The 17,305-nt window shown below is 35.6% G+C and carries 16 protein-coding genes; 3 read left to right on the top strand and 13 right to left on the bottom strand.

Features of this window, described 5'->3' with window-relative positions:
- Nucleotides 1–420: 420 nt before the first annotated feature.
- The 9 genes from rarD to AC3WOM_RS19265 form a co-directional block, all read right to left on the bottom strand.
- Nucleotides 421–1,338 (bottom strand): EamA family transporter RarD, encoded by a 918-nt coding sequence (rarD, locus tag AC3WOM_RS19305; protein WP_427548539.1) that lies wholly within the window; start codon nucleotides 1,336–1,338, stop codon nucleotides 421–423.
- 125 nt (nucleotides 1,339–1,463) lie between these two features.
- The gene (locus tag AC3WOM_RS19300) at nucleotides 1,464–1,997 is read right to left on the bottom strand and encodes a hypothetical protein (protein WP_427548541.1); all 534 of its coding nucleotides are present in this window, start codon (nucleotides 1,995–1,997) and stop codon (nucleotides 1,464–1,466) included.
- A 237-nt stretch (nucleotides 1,998–2,234) separates the two neighbouring features.
- On the bottom strand, nucleotides 2,235–3,404 hold the full coding sequence (locus tag AC3WOM_RS19295) for a toxic anion resistance protein (RefSeq protein ID WP_427548543.1): 1,170 nt from the start codon (nucleotides 3,402–3,404) through the stop codon (nucleotides 2,235–2,237).
- 62 nt (nucleotides 3,405–3,466) lie between these two features.
- Entirely contained in the window at nucleotides 3,467–3,727 is a 261-nt protein-coding gene (locus AC3WOM_RS19290) for a hypothetical protein (RefSeq protein WP_492447997.1), read from the bottom strand.
- A gap of 137 nt (nucleotides 3,728–3,864) precedes the next feature.
- Nucleotides 3,865–5,115, bottom strand: coding sequence for an ABC transporter permease (locus tag AC3WOM_RS19285; RefSeq protein WP_492447996.1), 1,251 nt, complete (start codon nucleotides 5,113–5,115; stop codon nucleotides 3,865–3,867).
- Nucleotides 5,093–5,998 carry an ABC transporter ATP-binding protein gene (locus AC3WOM_RS19280; protein WP_492447995.1) on the bottom strand — a complete coding sequence of 302 codons (906 nt, stop codon included), beginning with the start codon at nucleotides 5,996–5,998 and terminating at the stop codon, nucleotides 5,093–5,095. The genes AC3WOM_RS19285 and AC3WOM_RS19280 overlap by 23 nt, the downstream gene beginning before the upstream one ends.
- Before the next feature lie 51 nt (nucleotides 5,999–6,049).
- Nucleotides 6,050–6,580, bottom strand: a complete 531-nt coding sequence (locus tag AC3WOM_RS19275; protein ID WP_492447994.1) for a DUF2812 domain-containing protein — start codon at nucleotides 6,578–6,580, stop codon at nucleotides 6,050–6,052.
- A 16-nt stretch (nucleotides 6,581–6,596) separates the two neighbouring features.
- Nucleotides 6,597–7,142 carry a DUF2812 domain-containing protein gene (locus AC3WOM_RS19270; protein WP_427548553.1) on the bottom strand — a complete coding sequence of 182 codons (546 nt, stop codon included), beginning with the start codon at nucleotides 7,140–7,142 and terminating at the stop codon, nucleotides 6,597–6,599.
- Entirely contained in the window at nucleotides 7,126–7,449 is a 324-nt protein-coding gene (locus AC3WOM_RS19265; protein ID WP_427548555.1) for a PadR family transcriptional regulator, read from the bottom strand. The genes AC3WOM_RS19270 and AC3WOM_RS19265 overlap by 17 nt, the downstream gene beginning before the upstream one ends.
- A gap of 490 nt (nucleotides 7,450–7,939) precedes the next feature.
- Between AC3WOM_RS19265 and AC3WOM_RS19260 the strand changes: the two genes are divergently transcribed.
- On the top strand, nucleotides 7,940–8,521 hold the full coding sequence (locus AC3WOM_RS19260) for a TetR/AcrR family transcriptional regulator (RefSeq protein WP_492447993.1): 582 nt from the start codon (nucleotides 7,940–7,942) through the stop codon (nucleotides 8,519–8,521).
- 53 nt (nucleotides 8,522–8,574) lie between these two features.
- The gene (locus AC3WOM_RS19255) at nucleotides 8,575–9,774 is read left to right on the top strand and encodes a YhgE/Pip domain-containing protein (protein ID WP_492447992.1); all 1,200 of its coding nucleotides are present in this window, start codon (nucleotides 8,575–8,577) and stop codon (nucleotides 9,772–9,774) included.
- 51 nt (nucleotides 9,775–9,825) lie between these two features.
- Here AC3WOM_RS19255 and AC3WOM_RS19250 read toward each other — a convergent pair whose 3' ends face one another.
- The gene (locus AC3WOM_RS19250) at nucleotides 9,826–12,849 is read right to left on the bottom strand and encodes an S-layer homology domain-containing protein (protein ID WP_492447991.1); all 3,024 of its coding nucleotides are present in this window, start codon (nucleotides 12,847–12,849) and stop codon (nucleotides 9,826–9,828) included.
- Nucleotides 12,850–12,969: 120 nt separating this feature from the next.
- Nucleotides 12,970–13,536, bottom strand: coding sequence for a TetR/AcrR family transcriptional regulator (locus tag AC3WOM_RS19245; protein ID WP_427548563.1), 567 nt, complete (start codon nucleotides 13,534–13,536; stop codon nucleotides 12,970–12,972).
- A gap of 202 nt (nucleotides 13,537–13,738) precedes the next feature.
- Here AC3WOM_RS19245 and AC3WOM_RS19240 point away from each other — a divergent pair, with 202 nt between their 5' ends.
- The gene (locus tag AC3WOM_RS19240) at nucleotides 13,739–14,497 is read left to right on the top strand and encodes an SDR family oxidoreductase (protein ID WP_492447990.1); all 759 of its coding nucleotides are present in this window, start codon (nucleotides 13,739–13,741) and stop codon (nucleotides 14,495–14,497) included.
- Nucleotides 14,498–14,631: 134 nt separating this feature from the next.
- On the opposite strand, the gene AC3WOM_RS19235 is transcribed toward AC3WOM_RS19240, so the two are convergent.
- Nucleotides 14,632–15,393, bottom strand: a complete 762-nt coding sequence (locus AC3WOM_RS19235; RefSeq protein ID WP_492447989.1) for a metallophosphoesterase family protein — start codon at nucleotides 15,391–15,393, stop codon at nucleotides 14,632–14,634.
- Between the two features lie 218 nt (nucleotides 15,394–15,611).
- Nucleotides 15,612–16,961, bottom strand: a complete 1,350-nt coding sequence (gene brnQ, locus AC3WOM_RS19230) for a branched-chain amino acid transport system II carrier protein (protein WP_492447988.1) — start codon at nucleotides 16,959–16,961, stop codon at nucleotides 15,612–15,614.
- Nucleotides 16,962–17,305 lie beyond the last annotated feature (344 nt).

Genomic DNA, 17,305 nt, shown 5'->3' with positions numbered 1-17,305 from the left:
GGGGATACCACAGCTTCCACATTACAAAGGCAAATGTAATAGGCATCATGAAAAAGACCTCATCAACATGAAGTTAGTCAGAGCATTACACGCTTTATAAAGTATTGTAGGTATCTTCATAGGTTTGAAATAAAAGCATGACCAAATAAGGGGTTCCTTTTACTATAAATCCCCTGTCATCAATCATTTTATTTCGATGTAATTATTCCTATTTAGAACCTACTACACTCACAAAAAGCACCTCTCAATAATTATCATTGTTATCTAATTTGTCATTATCTTACTATATGCTATAAAAAAAGTAAAGGTGCTTCCACCTACAGTTAAAAATACGAAGAAATGCTGTCAGGACTATTTAGCATAAAATACCTTATATAGGAATTTCTCGAATAGTTAAAAAGAAAAAACCTGTAGAAAATTCTACAAGTTCTTATAAGCAGATTTATGATGAGCCTTCCTTGTTTCGATGATTTTTGAGCCAGAAAACAATAGTAAGGCTGCCCAAATAATACTGAATGCAATTAGCTCTACTTGACTAAAAGGCTCTTTATATAACACAATCCCTAAAATTAATACAATAGTCGGTGAGACGTATTGAATAAAGCCTAGTAAATAAAGCGGAATATTTTGTGCACCTTTTGCAAATAAAATTAAAGGTATAGCTGTCACTAAACCACTAACAATCATCAAGATGTCTGTTTTTACATCAACGTGTAAGAATGAGGCTTGTTGTGTGGTGAACAGATAGACGTAATAGCCTAATGCAATTGGTAAAATAAATAAAGTTTCTATAGCTAGCCCTCTTGTGGCATCAAGTGTAATTTTCTTTTTCAATACACCGTAAATGGCGAAGGATAATGCAATAAGCAGCGCTACCCATGGAACAGAGCCATAGTTAATCGATAAAATAATAACTGCAATAAAGGCAATTCCTGTAGCTACCCATTGTGCACGATTAAGCGTCTCTTTAAAAAAGATCACCCCAAAAATAACTGAAAGTAGCGGATTAATATAATAGCCTAAGCTCGTCTCAATTAAATGGTTATGTGTAACCGCCCAAATATATAAATACCAGTTCATAGATATTACAAAGGATGCTCCCGCCAATTGCCAGAAATGCTTTTGATGTGACCATAAATATTTTAAATCTGCAAGAAGATCCTTTCGCATGCCAAATAGGAATACTGCTATTACCGTAAAGGCAAAGGACCAAATGACACGTGATAATAAAATTTCCATACTCGGCACATGCTCAAGTAATTTCCAATATAGAGGAAAGGCACCCCAGAAGACATAAGCCAAGAACGCTGCCAAAACCCCTTTTTTTTCATTCGACATTCCTCTAACTCTCCTACTCTTGCTGAAGTCGATAATGACTTTGCGTAATTCTTAAAGAATAGACTAATTATAGGACTTTGCTAGAGAACTGTAAATGCTGAATTTACTTCCTACTTAGATGAATGCTAAGCTTTACCTTCAGATTCAAGCTCAGAAATATATTTTCGCACCATACTATAGCTAATATCTGGGTTAATTTGTCGTTTAATACGAATATGGATTTCTTTAATGCCTACACCCTGCTCTCGCATATCACGAATCATGGATTTAAGTGGACCAGAAAGTGACTCTCTTGATAATGCTGTGTATTTACTTAATTCAATTAATAGCTCTGTATTTTGTCTGCGAAGCTCCTTCAGCTCATCAACTGCACAATTATATTCCGTCAGCTTTTTTTGTAATACCGCATTTTGCTGCTTTAATTTTTGCACTTCCTCCACTAGCTGTATATTTTGTTTTTTTAACAGTTTTCGCTCCTGCTCCAAAATATGATGTTTCTCATCTACATCTATATGCATGGCATTATACAGCTCTTCTATATGCATCAATCCCTGATAGCGATTTTGTGGTACGAGTATAAGCGTTTCCGTAGTATTAACAGCAAGTGCTCCATCTTTTAATGTTTCACAAGACAATCTAGTTGCATTCATTTTACTCATTATCGTTTCATCACTCCACTACTAAAATATTCGTGTAATGGTATTGCTTTAATAATCATCTATCCGCGCCCTTCTCATTTGATAATCATTCTCATTTATCTAATCATAATCACTATTTTCTTTTTTGTCAAAGACAATCCATTAGACATTTTCCAATAGATAAAAAGACAAGGGATTCCCTTTTAATATCCTACGCAAAGAAAAGCTTCTTGCAGAGTTGTGCAAGAAGCTTTCTGGTTACATTTTTTTCAGTTTTTCGTATTCAAGCTGTAGACGTTCTATACGCTTACGACCTTCCTCACGATTTCTCGCTGTCTCTGCTTGAATTTGCTTCGTTTCTTGAATACCAGCCATAATCGTTTGCCATGTCGTTTCAATTGTTTCGATTTTTATGCTTGGGCTACCTGCTACACGTGCGATATTCACACTATTTTTACTAATATTCTCTGCATTTCGTACTAGCATTTCATTTGTACGACGGTCCAGCTCACTCATTGAATCTGAAATAAGCTTTTGACGTTTTAATGTTACGGCATGGATAAGTCCTTGCTTAAAGATTGGTATAGTTGTAACAAATGCAGAATTAATTTTAGCAATTAAATGATTATTCCCTTGCTGCATCAATCGAATTTGTGGAGCAGATTGGAATGAAACTTGCTGTGCCATTTCAAGATCATAACGACGTTGCTCTAGAAGATCCACAGCACGAAGCAATGTTTCATATTCCATTGCTGCTAATTGATCACCAGTTTGAGCTTTTTGTTCAAGCGCTGGTAATGATGAACGCACTTCATCAGTTCTTACCTCAATCGCTGCAACATACTTACTCAATGTTTGGAAGTAGTCTAAATTTTGATCATATAGATTCTCGAGATCAACCGTATTACGTTTCATCTCAACTTCATATTTTTGTATCTCACGATAGATTACATCCACTTCCTTATTCATACTATCATATTTGGATAGGAATTTTTCTAATTGTTCCTTTCCTTTCGAGAATAGCCTTGTAAGGAAGCCTCCCTTTTTGTCCTCCGCAAAATCTTGAGGATCAAATTTATCCATAATTCGATTTAAATTATTTAATAATACACTTGATTCCTCAAGCTTACTCGTTTTCATTGTTGCTAACATTTTATCTGAAAAAGTCGAAATGCCATTCGCTGTTTCTTTTCCAAGCTCTAGCATAGCAATTTGGTCTTTTACATCAATTTTTCGAGCTAATGTATGAACCTCAGGATCCTGCTTTAACGCCAACTGATTTTGAGCAATTTGAGAAAGCTCCTGCTCAGAAACAAGTACTGGTTTTTGCTCCTGTTCCACCTTTACTAATGGATTGGGCTGTAATAAAGGATTTTCTGATGCGAATGGATCTTTCGATTTTAATAGGTCGTTGTTGAATTCAGACATATTGATTTACCCCCTGCGATTTATCTTCTAATATTTACGATTACATAACGAAAAAGTTTCATTTATTCAAGCATTGCAAAAAATGAGTTAGTCAATCTATAGGAACCCTCTGAGTGCTCTAGTTGAAATCTATAATTTTTAGGGTTAGAAATATCGACAAAAACCTGCAATTGCTCACGATTATTCAAGATTGAGACTAAATCATCACTCTTAGGTACCTGTTGCTCAAGCTTGACAAAAAACAGTTCCTTCTCATCTGGTGATGCTGGACGAAAATTTGAGTTTTGTTTTAATATATCATCGATTTGTGCTTGCGATAACATAGCCTCAACCCCTTTCATAAATTATAGCTTGTTTTACGAGGAAATTCGACATAATCCATTAAATATTTGACATTGTTTTCTAGGTTTGACATGTTCGAACTAAAGAAGCAGCTACAATCCATAGCTGCTCCCATCATTTATGTTGTCACTTTTAAGACCGTTTTGATTTTTTGAATCACGCCGCCTGAACTATAAGTTAAGACACTACGTTTATAGAAGGATAGGCTAAATAAATAAGCGACAATAATCGTTGCTACTAAAATACCTAATGATAAAAGTGGTACCATCACCCCTATATCAGTAGCCCCAATGCGCATCGGCATAACCATGCCAGATGTAAATGGAATATAGGAGAATATCTTAATAATAAGTGTATCTGGATTGCCTATACCAGATAGCATTACATAGAAGCCAATTAATGTGATCATCATTGCAGGCATTAATACTTGACCCGCTTCCTCGACTTTGGAAACTAATGAACCAAATAGAGCTCCTACAATTAAATAGAGGACAATTGTCAATAGTAGGAAAAGTATTGCATAAATAACGTATCCCAGCGACAATTCCTTTACAATGCCTGTAGCAGCATCCCAAATAACTCCATTCTTCACAAATTTAGCATACACAAGGAATACCACTGCAATAATTCCCATTTGTGTTAAAGCTAATAACAGCACACCAGCAATTTTGGCCTTAAAATGGGTAGCTGGTTTGACACTTACTAAAAGCATCTCCATTGCGCGTGAGCCTTTTTCGGAGGCAATCTCTGTTGTAATCATAGATAAGAATGTGGAAATAAAGAAATAGATTAATATACCAACTGCATAGGACACCCATAGTCCTGATTGCTTTTCCTCTTCACTCTTACCACCAGAAGATTCCTCATTTAAGTTTTTATTGGAGATAATTGTTTGGGCACTCATAATTTGTGCTGCTTGCTCAGACGTTAATGATAACTGTTGAACAGCATAATGCTGACCCGCATATTGCAATAACGAAGATATAGTTGTTTGATCATTTAGTTTTAACGGTGTATACGTAGCAATTTCTGCATGTAGTTGACCATTCTGATCTGCTATTTTAACAATTGCATCAAGCTTTTCGTCCTTGACCTTTTTCTCCAGCTTCGATAGTTTTTTTTCATTCTGTATAAATTCCATATCACCATTGGATACGAACAATCCACTTAAATCGGCAGTTGTTTCATTCACAATGGCTATTTGCTTTACTTGATCATTGCCTGTAAATAACTCCTTTATATCCGACCAAAAAATTGCAACGGACATAGCGAGTATATAAAGACATGTCATTAAAATAAATGACTTTGATTTTAATTTTGATCTATATAGCTGTTTCATTAATAAATTAAACTTCGACAATGTTACCACCAACCTTATCCTTAAAGATCTCATCTAACGATAAGTAATCTAAACTAAATTTCTCAATATATTTGCCATTGGAAAGCTGTTGGAAAATACTTTGTGCAAAGCTCTCGTCCTTCAAAGTTAGCACTGTTTGCTCTTTCTCAACGCGTACATCTTTAACGCCTTCAAGTGTCAGTAACTGCGTAGTAGACCAATCTGTACACACAGCCAATTTGGTTTTCCCATATTGTTTCTTCAAGTCTAGCAAGCTACCTGAAAAAAGAGAGACCCCACGTTTTAATAAACAAAGGTGATCACATAGCTCCTCTACATTATCCATTTGGTGACTAGAGAACAAAATCGTTGTGCCCTGTTCTTTTAAAAGTAAGATGGCATCCTTCAGTAAATCTTTATTAACTGGGTCAAGACCACTGAATGGTTCATCTAATATTAAGAATTGTGGCTTATGAATAAAGCTCGCAATCAGCTGTACCTTTTGCTGATTCCCCTTCGATAATGTTTCTGCCTTATCTTTCCGTTTTTCCTCAAGCTCAAATCGGCTAATCCAAAAATCAATATCTCTCTTTAACTCCTCTTTCTTCATTCCACGAAGCTCACCAAAGAAGTATAATTGATCCTCAACCTTCATCGTTGGGAATATGCCTCGTTCTTCAGGTAAATAACCAAGAACATCACGGTTGATGGCATTCACAGGTTTACCATCCCATGTAATCGTTCCTTCCGTTGTTTCCTGCAAATCTAAAATCATACGGAAAGTCGTTGTTTTACCAGCACCATTTTGTCCAATTAACCCAAAAATCTCCCCTTTTTCAATCGTGAAATTAAGATTATCTACCGCTGTAAAATCCTTATATTTCTTTGTGACATGTTGTAATTGTAATGTCATTCTTTTTCCTCCCTATTAGTCTATGTAATTCTTGTGGCAGTCCGTTTTCTACTAATCCTCATAAATATGAGTAAGCAATTTTAATTTCTTTTTACGTTTGTGATTTCTAAATATCTCGATTATCAATAAGGAAATTAAAAAGACATTAAATAAGCAAATCCATGGGAATGCTTGGTTAAATTGATGTATAAGCATAAAAGGTAAAATATTTACCATCAATGCAAATGCATTTAATAGACAAACCCAGATAAACAATGTATTAATTCGAGATAAATATTTTATTTTTTCTGATTTCCCGGAAAATATTTCGAATGGTCCCTCTTCTTTCCTTTTTCTAAAGTACGCCCATACCCCAAATGAATATACATGTTCAATATTCATTGTATCTAAAAAATCATAGTAATCTTTTTTTCGTTTTAACACCATTTCATTGCGATAAATATATTCGTCAGATTTGCCATATTCAAAGAGAAAAACGAATGGCCAAAATTTTTTTAAGTGCCAGCCCTGTTCTGCCATGTTATTAACCCATTGTTCTTCTCGTTCATGATCAATAAAAAAACGAAATTTAAATATTTTCACAGAGTTATCCTCCTCTCTAATCTGTAAACACATCCAATTCCTTCTTCAAATTTTTACGCACTCGCATAAGCTTAAAGATTGGTCCCACTAATAATATAACGATGAGAATATTAGTACTATTCAGTAGTAATTTCAGCATATCTGTATGCTGTCCTTTGAAAATACTAATAAGCCCTGTTAAACCAACAAACAAATTCAGTAGGAGAATCAATAACAGTAACGTAATTTTTTTGGACAAATTATTGATTTTAGTTTTTTTATCAGAATAAAGTTCAAAGGGTCCTTCATGAGCAGGCTTTCTAAAGAAAACAAAGTTTCCAGAACGGTCTACTTGTTCTATTCCAGATGATTTGAGAAAGTCTAGGTACTCATCTTCATAGGAAACACCAAATCGCTCCAATTCATCATAGCGATAAATATAGCTACCTGGTTCATCTTGCACAAATGTAAAACGAATCCAAGTAAATTTTTTTAAATGCCATCCTTGACTAGCCATCTCATTTACTCTTTTTTCAATAACATATGGATTCATCACTAACCAATACTTATGCAAAGTTCCCATCCTCCCTCGTTATACGGATACCATTGTCAAAAAGTTCCCTTAATCTTAAAATTTCATAGTGCACAACTTCTTTTCCACTCTCAGTTATTACATATTCCTTTTTTCGTCCATCATCTTCTAGTGCTTCAATCCATCCTCGTTCCAATAAGGTTTTTATCGCACCATAAATCGTCCCAGCTCCAAGCCGAACACGACCATTACTCATTTCCTCTACCAATTGCATAATCCCATAACCATGCCTCGCGTCAAATAAAGCTAATAAAATATAATAAACGCCCTCTGTTAATGGCGGATGCTCTTGTGTCATACAAATCCCCCCTATATCGCACAACAATATATCGACCTACGATATAATAAAATATATCAGCAGACGATATAGTTGTCAATGTTATTTCATTTATTTACAAAGTAATTATTTGGGTCAGCTTCATCATAATTTCTAGGTTATTTATGTTGGTATAAGCGTATTTTCTGACTTGAGTAGATTTTGATTCTACCTGAATATTACTTCCTGCCACCTGAGCACTTTTTGGGTCTACCTGAGCGATTCGCTTCGTCACCTGAGCACTTTTTGGATCTACCTGAGCGGCTCTCTTCGCTAACCTGAGCACTTTTTGGATCTACCTGAGCGGTTCTCTTCGCTAACCTGAGCACTTTTTGGATCTACCTGAGCGGTTCTCTTCGCCACCTGAGCGGCTCTCTTCGCTACCTGAGCACTTTTATTTCTATTTTTATTGCATACAAAATCACACTATGCTAGCATGTAAGTAATCACTTGCATGAAAGGAAGTAATTTTTTGTCAACAAAAGGGACCGCTGATCGAATTATTGAAGCTGCATTACATCTTGTCAGTGAAAAAGGTTATACCGCAGCAACTACAAAAGCTATAGCTGAATTAGCTGAGGTCAATGAGGTAACTATTTTCCGCCATTTTGGTAGCAAGCAAGGCATTTTAAAAGCCATCATTGAAAAGTTTTCCTACTATCCTCTGATGCAACAAGAGCTCACTACCAATGTGACATGGGATTTGGAAAGGGATCTATTGAATTTTTCTCTTAAGCATTTTAATTTTTTAATGTCCATCAAAGACTTTGTCATGATTGGCTTTAAGGAAGGTATGCAATTTCCAGAAATTAATGATGAAATTGCGAATATCCCACTCCTTATTAAAAATGAGCTTATTCATTATTTGAAGGAGATGCATCAAAGAGAGAAGATTAGAGACATCAACTTTGAAGTAGCTGCACTATCACTAATCGCTATGAATTTTGGACATTTTATGTCACGAGCACGCTTAGGAACAATTGTTTCAGAGGTGCCAACGGAAGAATTGTTGCAAACAAGTATTTCCATTTTTTCTAGGGGACTCGTTTCCTAGAAAAAATTTTCTATTCAATGCAAGTAAGTACTTACTTATATAGGAGGATTATGATGAAAGGATTACAAGCTTTATTTCGTATAAAAGAAACATATATTGGTATAGTTGCTACTATCGCTTTTCAAGTTATCTTTTTTTCCGTTTGGATGACAGCCTATGATGGTGTAAACGAGAGAGCTGAGAATTTAAAAATTGGCATTATTAGTGAGGATCATGAAATGGGTCAACAGGTAGCAAATGGACTAAAAACATCACTTCCATTTGCCCTTGAAGAATTTACTTCAATAAAGCAGGCTGAAGAAGCGTTGAATAAACGACAGATTCAAATGATAATGCATATTCCAAAAAACTTTACTGCACAAATTCAAGCGGGAAATGAAGCAGAAATTACTTATTCCATCAATCAAGCCAGTGCAAGTATGATTAAAAGTATGATGGAGAGTACCGCTAAACAACTAACAGAGGAAATCAATCACAATATCTTTCCAATAAAGCAAGAGAAATCGATTAAAATGTTTTCTCAAAAATTCACCCAGCTTCCTTTAGAACAAAATATGGCACTACAAATTACAGATTCAGTTGAAGCTACAATTATGCAAGTAAAAGATCGCTCAATTGAGGCCACAATTATTAAAACAAATAATGCTGAAGGATTTGCAGCAAACTTTGTGCCACTAATGGTCATCATCTCATCATTCGTTGGGGCGATGGTAATGATCATGCAACATCAGCAGGCAGCACAACTAGTGCAAACTCTCGTTTCGAAATGGCAATTGTTCCTAGCAAGGCAAATCATAAATATTGGTGTAGCGTTTGTCTTACCCCTGCTAACAATAGGATTAATGCATCTCTTTAATATTTCTAGTGAGGAAAGTTTTTTAACTATTTATCTCTTTCAGGCATTAATGTTCTGGGCATTTCTATGTGTCGCACAAGTTTTTGTCATGATTTTAGGCAATTTAGGTATGGTCTTTAATATTTGTGCCCTTTCACTACAGCTTGTAACATCAGGTGTGCTTGTGCCAAAAACTATGCTTTCTGATTTTTATAATACGCTTGCATCCATTCTTCCAGCCACTTATGGAGCAGATGGCTATTACACGATTATTTTTGGTGGAAGTGCTGAGAATCTTCAGCAGAACAGTAGTGCATTAGGAATCATTATTGTTGTCACATTGGTCATTTCCTCTATAGCCGTCGCTCTTAAGAAAGCAAAAAATACAGAGGAAAAAACATCTTCTACTGTTCAATAGAAAAATGGTAAAAATCCGCTTTAAAAGCCTTCGCGGATTTTTACCTTTAAATCAATAATCTATTCCTTCATGCTCCACTGCCGCTTCTTGAATTTCATAGAAAGCCCAGTGCCCTGGTGTTATATCTCTAAATTTGTTCTCTATCGTCATTTGAATGGGGCCTCTTTCAAAAAGATGATTTAACACCTTAACAGCCTGCGCTCGAGTTAATTCTTGTTCAGGACGAAATGTTCCATCCCCCACACCAGTCATAATTCCTAATTGAGAGATACGTTTAATAGAATCAGCAGCCCAATGCTTCTTAGAGACATCAATAAACTCTTTTGCTTCATTCATAGACTTGCAGTAGTTAGCTTGTTCCAAACTACTTAGACAATGTCTATCTATCCAACGCATTGCAATTACTGCCATTTGGGCTCGTGTAATAGTTCCATTAGGTGTAAATGTATTATCAGCAGTACCTGTCATTAGCCCTAAATCTCGAACATATTCAATTTCATCATATGCCCATGCTTGTTGAATATCTCGATAGCTGATTGTATGCGCCACAGGAACCTCATTTTGAGTTAAATTGCGTGCTAACATAGCTGCCATTTGCTGACGTGAAATTGCTAGGTTAGGACGGAAAGTGCCGTCACTATATCCTTGTATATATGGATAATGTATAGCTTTCTCCTCTTTAGACATATCTTCTTCAATAATATCAATAATTTTCTCTGGTTCTTCTATATAAAGAATGGTAAACGTTGAGAAATGGTTAACATCGAATTCAATCCCTTTTAATATTTCATCAAATTGTGTAATTCGGCCATAAACAAGCTCTTTGGTACCATTACTATGTTCAATAAAAATAGCTAAATGCTCTATCTGTGCCTGTGTTAAATTAGCTGGTAGTGGGAGTACGAGTGTAACAGGACGACTTTGCATATTAGTTTCAATCGTAAGCGGACGTCCTAGCACCTCAACAGCTGTATTTTTCCCAGCTGCTATTTGTCTAATCTTTTCTTCCTGCTTCATACGATTTTCAATATCACTTTTTTCTTTAGCAGTTTTAACAGGCACCAAACGGAAGTATAAATTATCTGTAACAGAACCTAATGATGCATATGGTATCATTACAGCACCATTTACTGTACGAATTGAAATACCTGTATTTAATGAAGCAAGTGATAAACTTGGAATTTCAATCATCGTTTCAGCAACCTCATCTTTTTCATCGGGAATAATAATATAAGCAAAGTTATTTGGCATCTCAGTTAGATTTTCTGACACTTCTTTAGCACTTTCTGGTGTAATCGTTATTTTATCCTTCACTTGGCCGTTAGATTCGATAGTTCTGGAAATGACTGTATTAGAAATCCTTTTTCCCTCTTTTTCCAGTACATTTATAAAGATTTCTTTTTTTAATGAGGTTATTGGCGGTTCTATTGGTGATGATGGATAGTACCCTGAAGATGGAGCCTTCACTACTTGTGCTATATTAAATGTCATATCCACCATATTCTTTGCTTTAATTGTAATTGATGCATAATAATTGCCTACGGGTAATCGATTCTTAGCCTTAATTGAAAATGTTGTGACTGGATAGTCTTTATCTAGCTTTGATAATAGAGGCTCCGTTAATTCAAAGCTATCCGCATTTGTCCCACTAAGCACTATGCTTATATTTTCTAAATCTGCTGTACCAGAGCGTCTAATGGAGATTGTTTTTGACTCCTGTGTGCCACTTCTATAATCAGATAAAAGCTCACTTAATATTTGATTATCAATAGATTCAATGGAGAAAGTTGGAACTTCTACCCATTTTGCATATAATGTTTGATTTTCAGCAACTATATCTGCGTCAAAATCCCATGCTTCCTGCAATAAACTATCCTTATACCAACCATCAAAAATATAACCATTCCTTGTTGGAGAACTAGGTCTATGAATCTTTGTGTTATTTGGGATATTCTCATAATCTACTACTTGGCTGCCACCCTGTGAATCGAATTTAACCGTGAAAAAAAGAGCCGTAAATTTTTGAATTCTACTATTCCCAAAATCAGCAACATAGATACTTCCCATGTGATCTACTGTAACTCCTGTTGGGTAGCTAAACTCTCCTAGCTCACTTCCTTCACTACCATCCGCTTTCCCCCACATTCTCCATTCATTTGTCGAGATAGTTAGTTTTTGAATACGGTTATTATTACTATCAGCTACATATACATTTCCTTGTTCATCAATCTCCAGGTTAAATGGTTCACTAAATTCCCCAAGTTCGCCACCCGGGACTCCACCTATTTTTTTCCATTCACTCCATTCATATGTATGAGACACTGCTCCATTTTCACTACTATTTTTTATAAGCTTGACTTTTTGAATACGATGATTTCCAGTATCCGCTACATAAATATTTCCCTCATGATCAACTGCTATTCCAGCTGGTTGCTTAAATTCGCCCAAACTATTTCCAGTTAAAGGTAAGTTTTTAGCATTGACCCTCCCCCATACTATCCATTGATCCGTAAGAATATCTAATTTTTGAATACGTTGATTCGTTGTATCAGCTACATAAACATTACCTAGGGGATCTACTGCAACACCACTAGGATTATGAAATTCACCTGGATTAATTCCTGAGGCATTATCCAATACATTTGGGCCTTGATATTCTTTTCCCCACTTACTCCAAACACCTGTCGCCACATCTAGCTTCTGAATGCGATGATTTAATTTATCTGCCACATAAATATTTCCTTGACTATCAACAGCTACATCAGCTGGATAATTAAATTCACCAAGAGCACTTCCCTCTTTACCATCACTATTACCCCAATAACTCCATACACCTGTTGCAATATCTAGCTTTTGTATACGATTGTTATCAGAATCAGCAACATAAATATTTCCCTGTGTGTCTGTTGTAACACTATTGGGATAACCAAAATCTCCTAGTTTGCTTCCTCCATTTCCAAGCTGAATCCATTCATTGGCTGCTAGTACTTGACTTGAGAACATTGTAAATGAAGACAGTAACACAACTACACTCCAAATAAGTATCTTCTTTAAGTATTGATTCATAGCTCTCATACTTCTACTCCTTCTATAATAAATTGCGCCTACTTTGATTTATTATAGAAGGGTAATATCTCAAAAAACTCTCAAACTATAATTTCCTCAACAAGGACAACAGTCTGAGTGTATTATTCGTTAATGGCCAAATCGTAAAATAGCTGCTAGTTGTTTATTTAATGTGCTCACACTATCTGTAAAATCCAGACGATACCATTGAATAATAAGACCTATGATTGCATTTGCCTGGTATGCACTGTAATAATCAATAGCTATTTCATCATGTAACTTATGCTGAGCTGTAATATCTCCCTTTAAAAGAGAATAAATTCCGTCAAATAGCATGTAGTAGTAGGTTAGCGGAACATTTTTTGAAAAAACAATGCGGTAAAACATTTTAAAGCGCTCAATATGATGAAAAATTCGTATGGTATTTGGATCTAATTGGTTCTTATCTAATGTTGTTACTGCACGGTAAGGTTCCTCATAGGAATTATACAAATCCTCCATAATTTCCTGAAAGTATTCCTCGAATAATCCTTCCTTTTGCTCATAGTGCAAATAGAAGGTTCCCCTATTCACGTTTGCAACTCGACAAATTTCAGCAATTGAAATGTTTTCGAGAGGTTTTTCACTTAATAAAGTCATTAAGGCATTATGCAAAGCTTGCTTTGTTTTAACAACTCTTAGATCATTTGCTTTCAAATTTTCTCATCCTTATTCAACAGATTTTTTATATGTGTTCATTACTAGACAGTTCTTTGTATTTTGTTTATTGAAATCGCTTACAAAAATATTATATTATTTTAATGAACACATGTTCAATATCTAACTTCATATATTGGAGATATGTTTATAAATGTTTGGACATTCTCTAAAAAAACCACATATATAGGAGGTCCTTAAGATGAGATTGGAAGGTAAAGTAGCTATCGTAACAGGTGCCGCATCAGGTATGGGGAAAGCAATTGCAGAGGGTTATGCTAAAGAAGGCGCAAAAGTTGTTGTTTCTGACTTAAATTTAGAGGGTGCACAAGCCGTAGTTGAAAGTATTCAAGTAGCCGGTGGATCCGCGATTGCTGTACAAACAAACGTTGCATCAACAGATGATCTACAACGTTTATTTGATGAAACAAAGAAGGCTTATGGACAATTAGATATTTTAGTAAATAATGCTGGTATTATGGATGGTATGGAGCCTGTGGGCGAAATATCTGACGAACGCTGGGATAAAGTATTTGCTGTGAACACTACAGCCGTAATGCGTTCGATGCGTATGGCAACAGAGATTTTCCTAGCACAGGGACATGGGGTATTTGTCAACAATATTTCTGCTGGCGGTCTCTATGGGGCTCGTGCAGGTGCTGCTTATACTGCATCTAAACATGCTGTCGTTGGTTTAACAAAAAACACAGCGTTTATGTATGCAGATAAAAACATTCGCTGTAATGGTATTGCGCCAGGTGCAGTAATGACCAATATTGCCTCTACTATGACAAATATGAGTGAAGTGGGTGCTGCTCGCCAAGGACTTGGTTTGGCTATTAATCCACGGGCTGGACAACCAGAGGAGATTGCACAGCTTGCTATTTTCCTTGGTTCAGATGAAGCGAGCTTTGTTAATGGCCAAGTCATCGCTGTTGATGGTGGCTGGACAGCTTATTAAAAAAATTTAGAAAGACACAACTCAATCCAAAATAGGTTGAGTTGTGTCTTTTTGGTAAGATGAATCAATTTCGCCTTAGCGTAACTGTAGCTGCCAGCTGCCGCTTTGCTATCGATACAGATATACGAATATGTTCATACGTCTATCGTAAAGCTACGAATTTTTGCAGGCAAATGCTCTGTAGGATAACCGACTGCGTTAATATAAAATTTCCAATCAGCACGTTCATAGACGCTTTGCTCGTGACAATGCCCGAAAATATAGTAATTTGCTTGCAAGTTGATAGGGTGAACATAGCAATACGCACGACCATAAATGTTATGGCTTTTAATAAAAATGGGTGGCACATGTGTAATACACACATCGATATGCTTCATCTGCCCAAAGCCTTTTTTCTCTGCTAAATGCTCCAGTCGAATATCAAAATCCTGTATAAGCTTTGAATCATTCATGTACCTTTTAAAAAACTGAATCTCAGCATAGTCCTCTAATGCATACCAATTTGTTGCACCTGCAAAGATGTTCCCTTCAATTGCAATCGTTTTGAAACGTTCTAATAGATGAATATTTTGCTCATGTTGTAATAAATGTTTTAGTTCGTCTACACGTTTTTGACTGCTCTGCCCATACAAATGCTTCTGCTTTGAGATAACATAATAATCGTGATTGCCAAGAACCCATATCACATGTGGGTAATGCTGTCCAAAGTACGTTAACATCATGACACTTTGCTGATTGTAATGTGACAAATCCCCTGCTATAACGAGCACATTTCCTAAAGTTTCAGGTAACATGGAAGCTAAAAATGCTGTTGTTGTTTCATATAATATATGAGGATCTTTACTATATGGTATATGAAAATCCAAATGCAAATCAGAAATATAATCTATTTTCATAGTGCCCCCCTTTTTAGTGATATATTATACAAGGTAAAAAGCACATCATTTTCCTCTATAAAAAATAATTCTGCTTATTTTTTTGATTTTATTCTTACTACTTAGACAGTTACCATTAAAATAAATCGAAAAATCATTTTACATTGCTTGTATGGGACCGAAAAGAAAAAGACACACGCTAGGATAAATAATTCATCCTGTATGTGTCTTACTAAACATTAGTTAATACTTGTAACTTTTTTTGAAGAGAATATATAGCCTATGAAGGCACCTAGAAGAGCTGGTAATATCCATCCTAAGCCAATATCATAAAAAGGTAAAAAATCTGAATATAGCTGTTCTACTGCTTCAAATAGACCAAGTTTTACTGCTGGTATACTTGTTGCTAATGCTCGATAACCATCAATTAGACTAATGAATAAAGTGAAGAACATGGCGGTTAAATAGACTGCCTGCTTATTTTTAAATAACGAAGAGCTAAGTGCTAGTAAAACTAACACAATCGCAAGCGGATATAAGAACATCAGCGCTGGGACAGCGTATTGAATAATATTTGTTAAACCAAAGTTAGCGATTGTAAATGATACTAGGCACAGTATGAACACAAACCATTTATAACTGATTTTTGGGAAGACTTCGTGGAAAAACTCACTACAGGATGTAATTAAGCCAATACTTGTCTTTAAACAAGCAAGGACAATAATGATTGCCAATAAAATAGCTCCAAATGAGCCAAAATAGTGATCAGCAACTGCTGCAAAAATTAAACCACCATTCTCGTATGGACCAACCGCCTCCATACTAGATGTCCCCATATACGTGATAAGTCCGTATATGAGCATCATTAATGTCATCGCAAAGATTCCTGAAGTCCATGTGGCCTTCGCAATTTCCTTTCGATCGGTAATTCCTGCACTTTTGATGGCATTAATAACAACAATCCCAAAGGCTAATGATGCTAAGACATCCATTGTGTTGTAGCCTTCTTTAAAGCCTGTCATAAATGCTGCATCTATATAGTCACCCATTGGCTGCTGAAAATGCCCCATCGGCTTTACAATACTTGTAATAATTAAAATAAATAACACAATTAAAAAAGCTGGTGTTAAATATTTACCGATATAATCCATAATTTTTGCTGGATTTAATGAGAAATAATACACGATCGCAAAAAATACAAAGCTAAATAATGCAAGTAGAAGTGTTGTATGTTGTGCTTGAATATATGGTTCAAAGCCAACAACAAAAGGTACTGTTGCTGTACGTGGTATGGCAAAAAATGGACCAATCGTTAAATATAGCGCTAATGAAAAAATCACCCCAAATATAGGATGAACACGACTCGCTAAATCACGTAATCCGTTACTACCTGATAAACCAATAGCTAGTATACCGAGAAACGGTAAACCGATAGCTGTTACTAAAAAGCCTATTAATCCAAACCAAAAGTTAGTGCCTGCTAATTGCCCAAGCTGGATTGGAAAAATAAGATTCCCTGCTCCAAAATACAGTCCGAAAAGCATTATACCGATAACTGCATAGGTTGAGAAAGGTATTTTCTGTTGCATTTTTGATGTACTCCTTAGATGTAATTGACGATAGCAAATTATTTTAATCGAATGATTTTTCACTACAATTCAATCATAGTATCAGGCATTTATTATAAACACAATAGTTTTTTCGTTTATCCTTATTCATCCAGCATAAACGGGCATAAAGGAGCTTACTTCAAGGGTGAGAGGACTCAAAAATTGAAGTAAAATACTATTCGTAAAAGTCCTATGCATTATTACTTCATTTCTAATGCCAAAAGAAAAGAGCTGTCAGCAGACAGCTCTTCATAGTGTTGAAAAACTAAATGGTCAAGGGACTCTTTGTGAACACTCCTAAGTCAAATGAAGGTGATCTCCGT

This window comes from Lysinibacillus sp. FW301-JW8, from assembly GCF_058788755.1.
The sequence above is the reverse complement of the archived record's forward strand: the minus strand, read 5'-3'. Positions and strand labels throughout refer to the sequence as shown.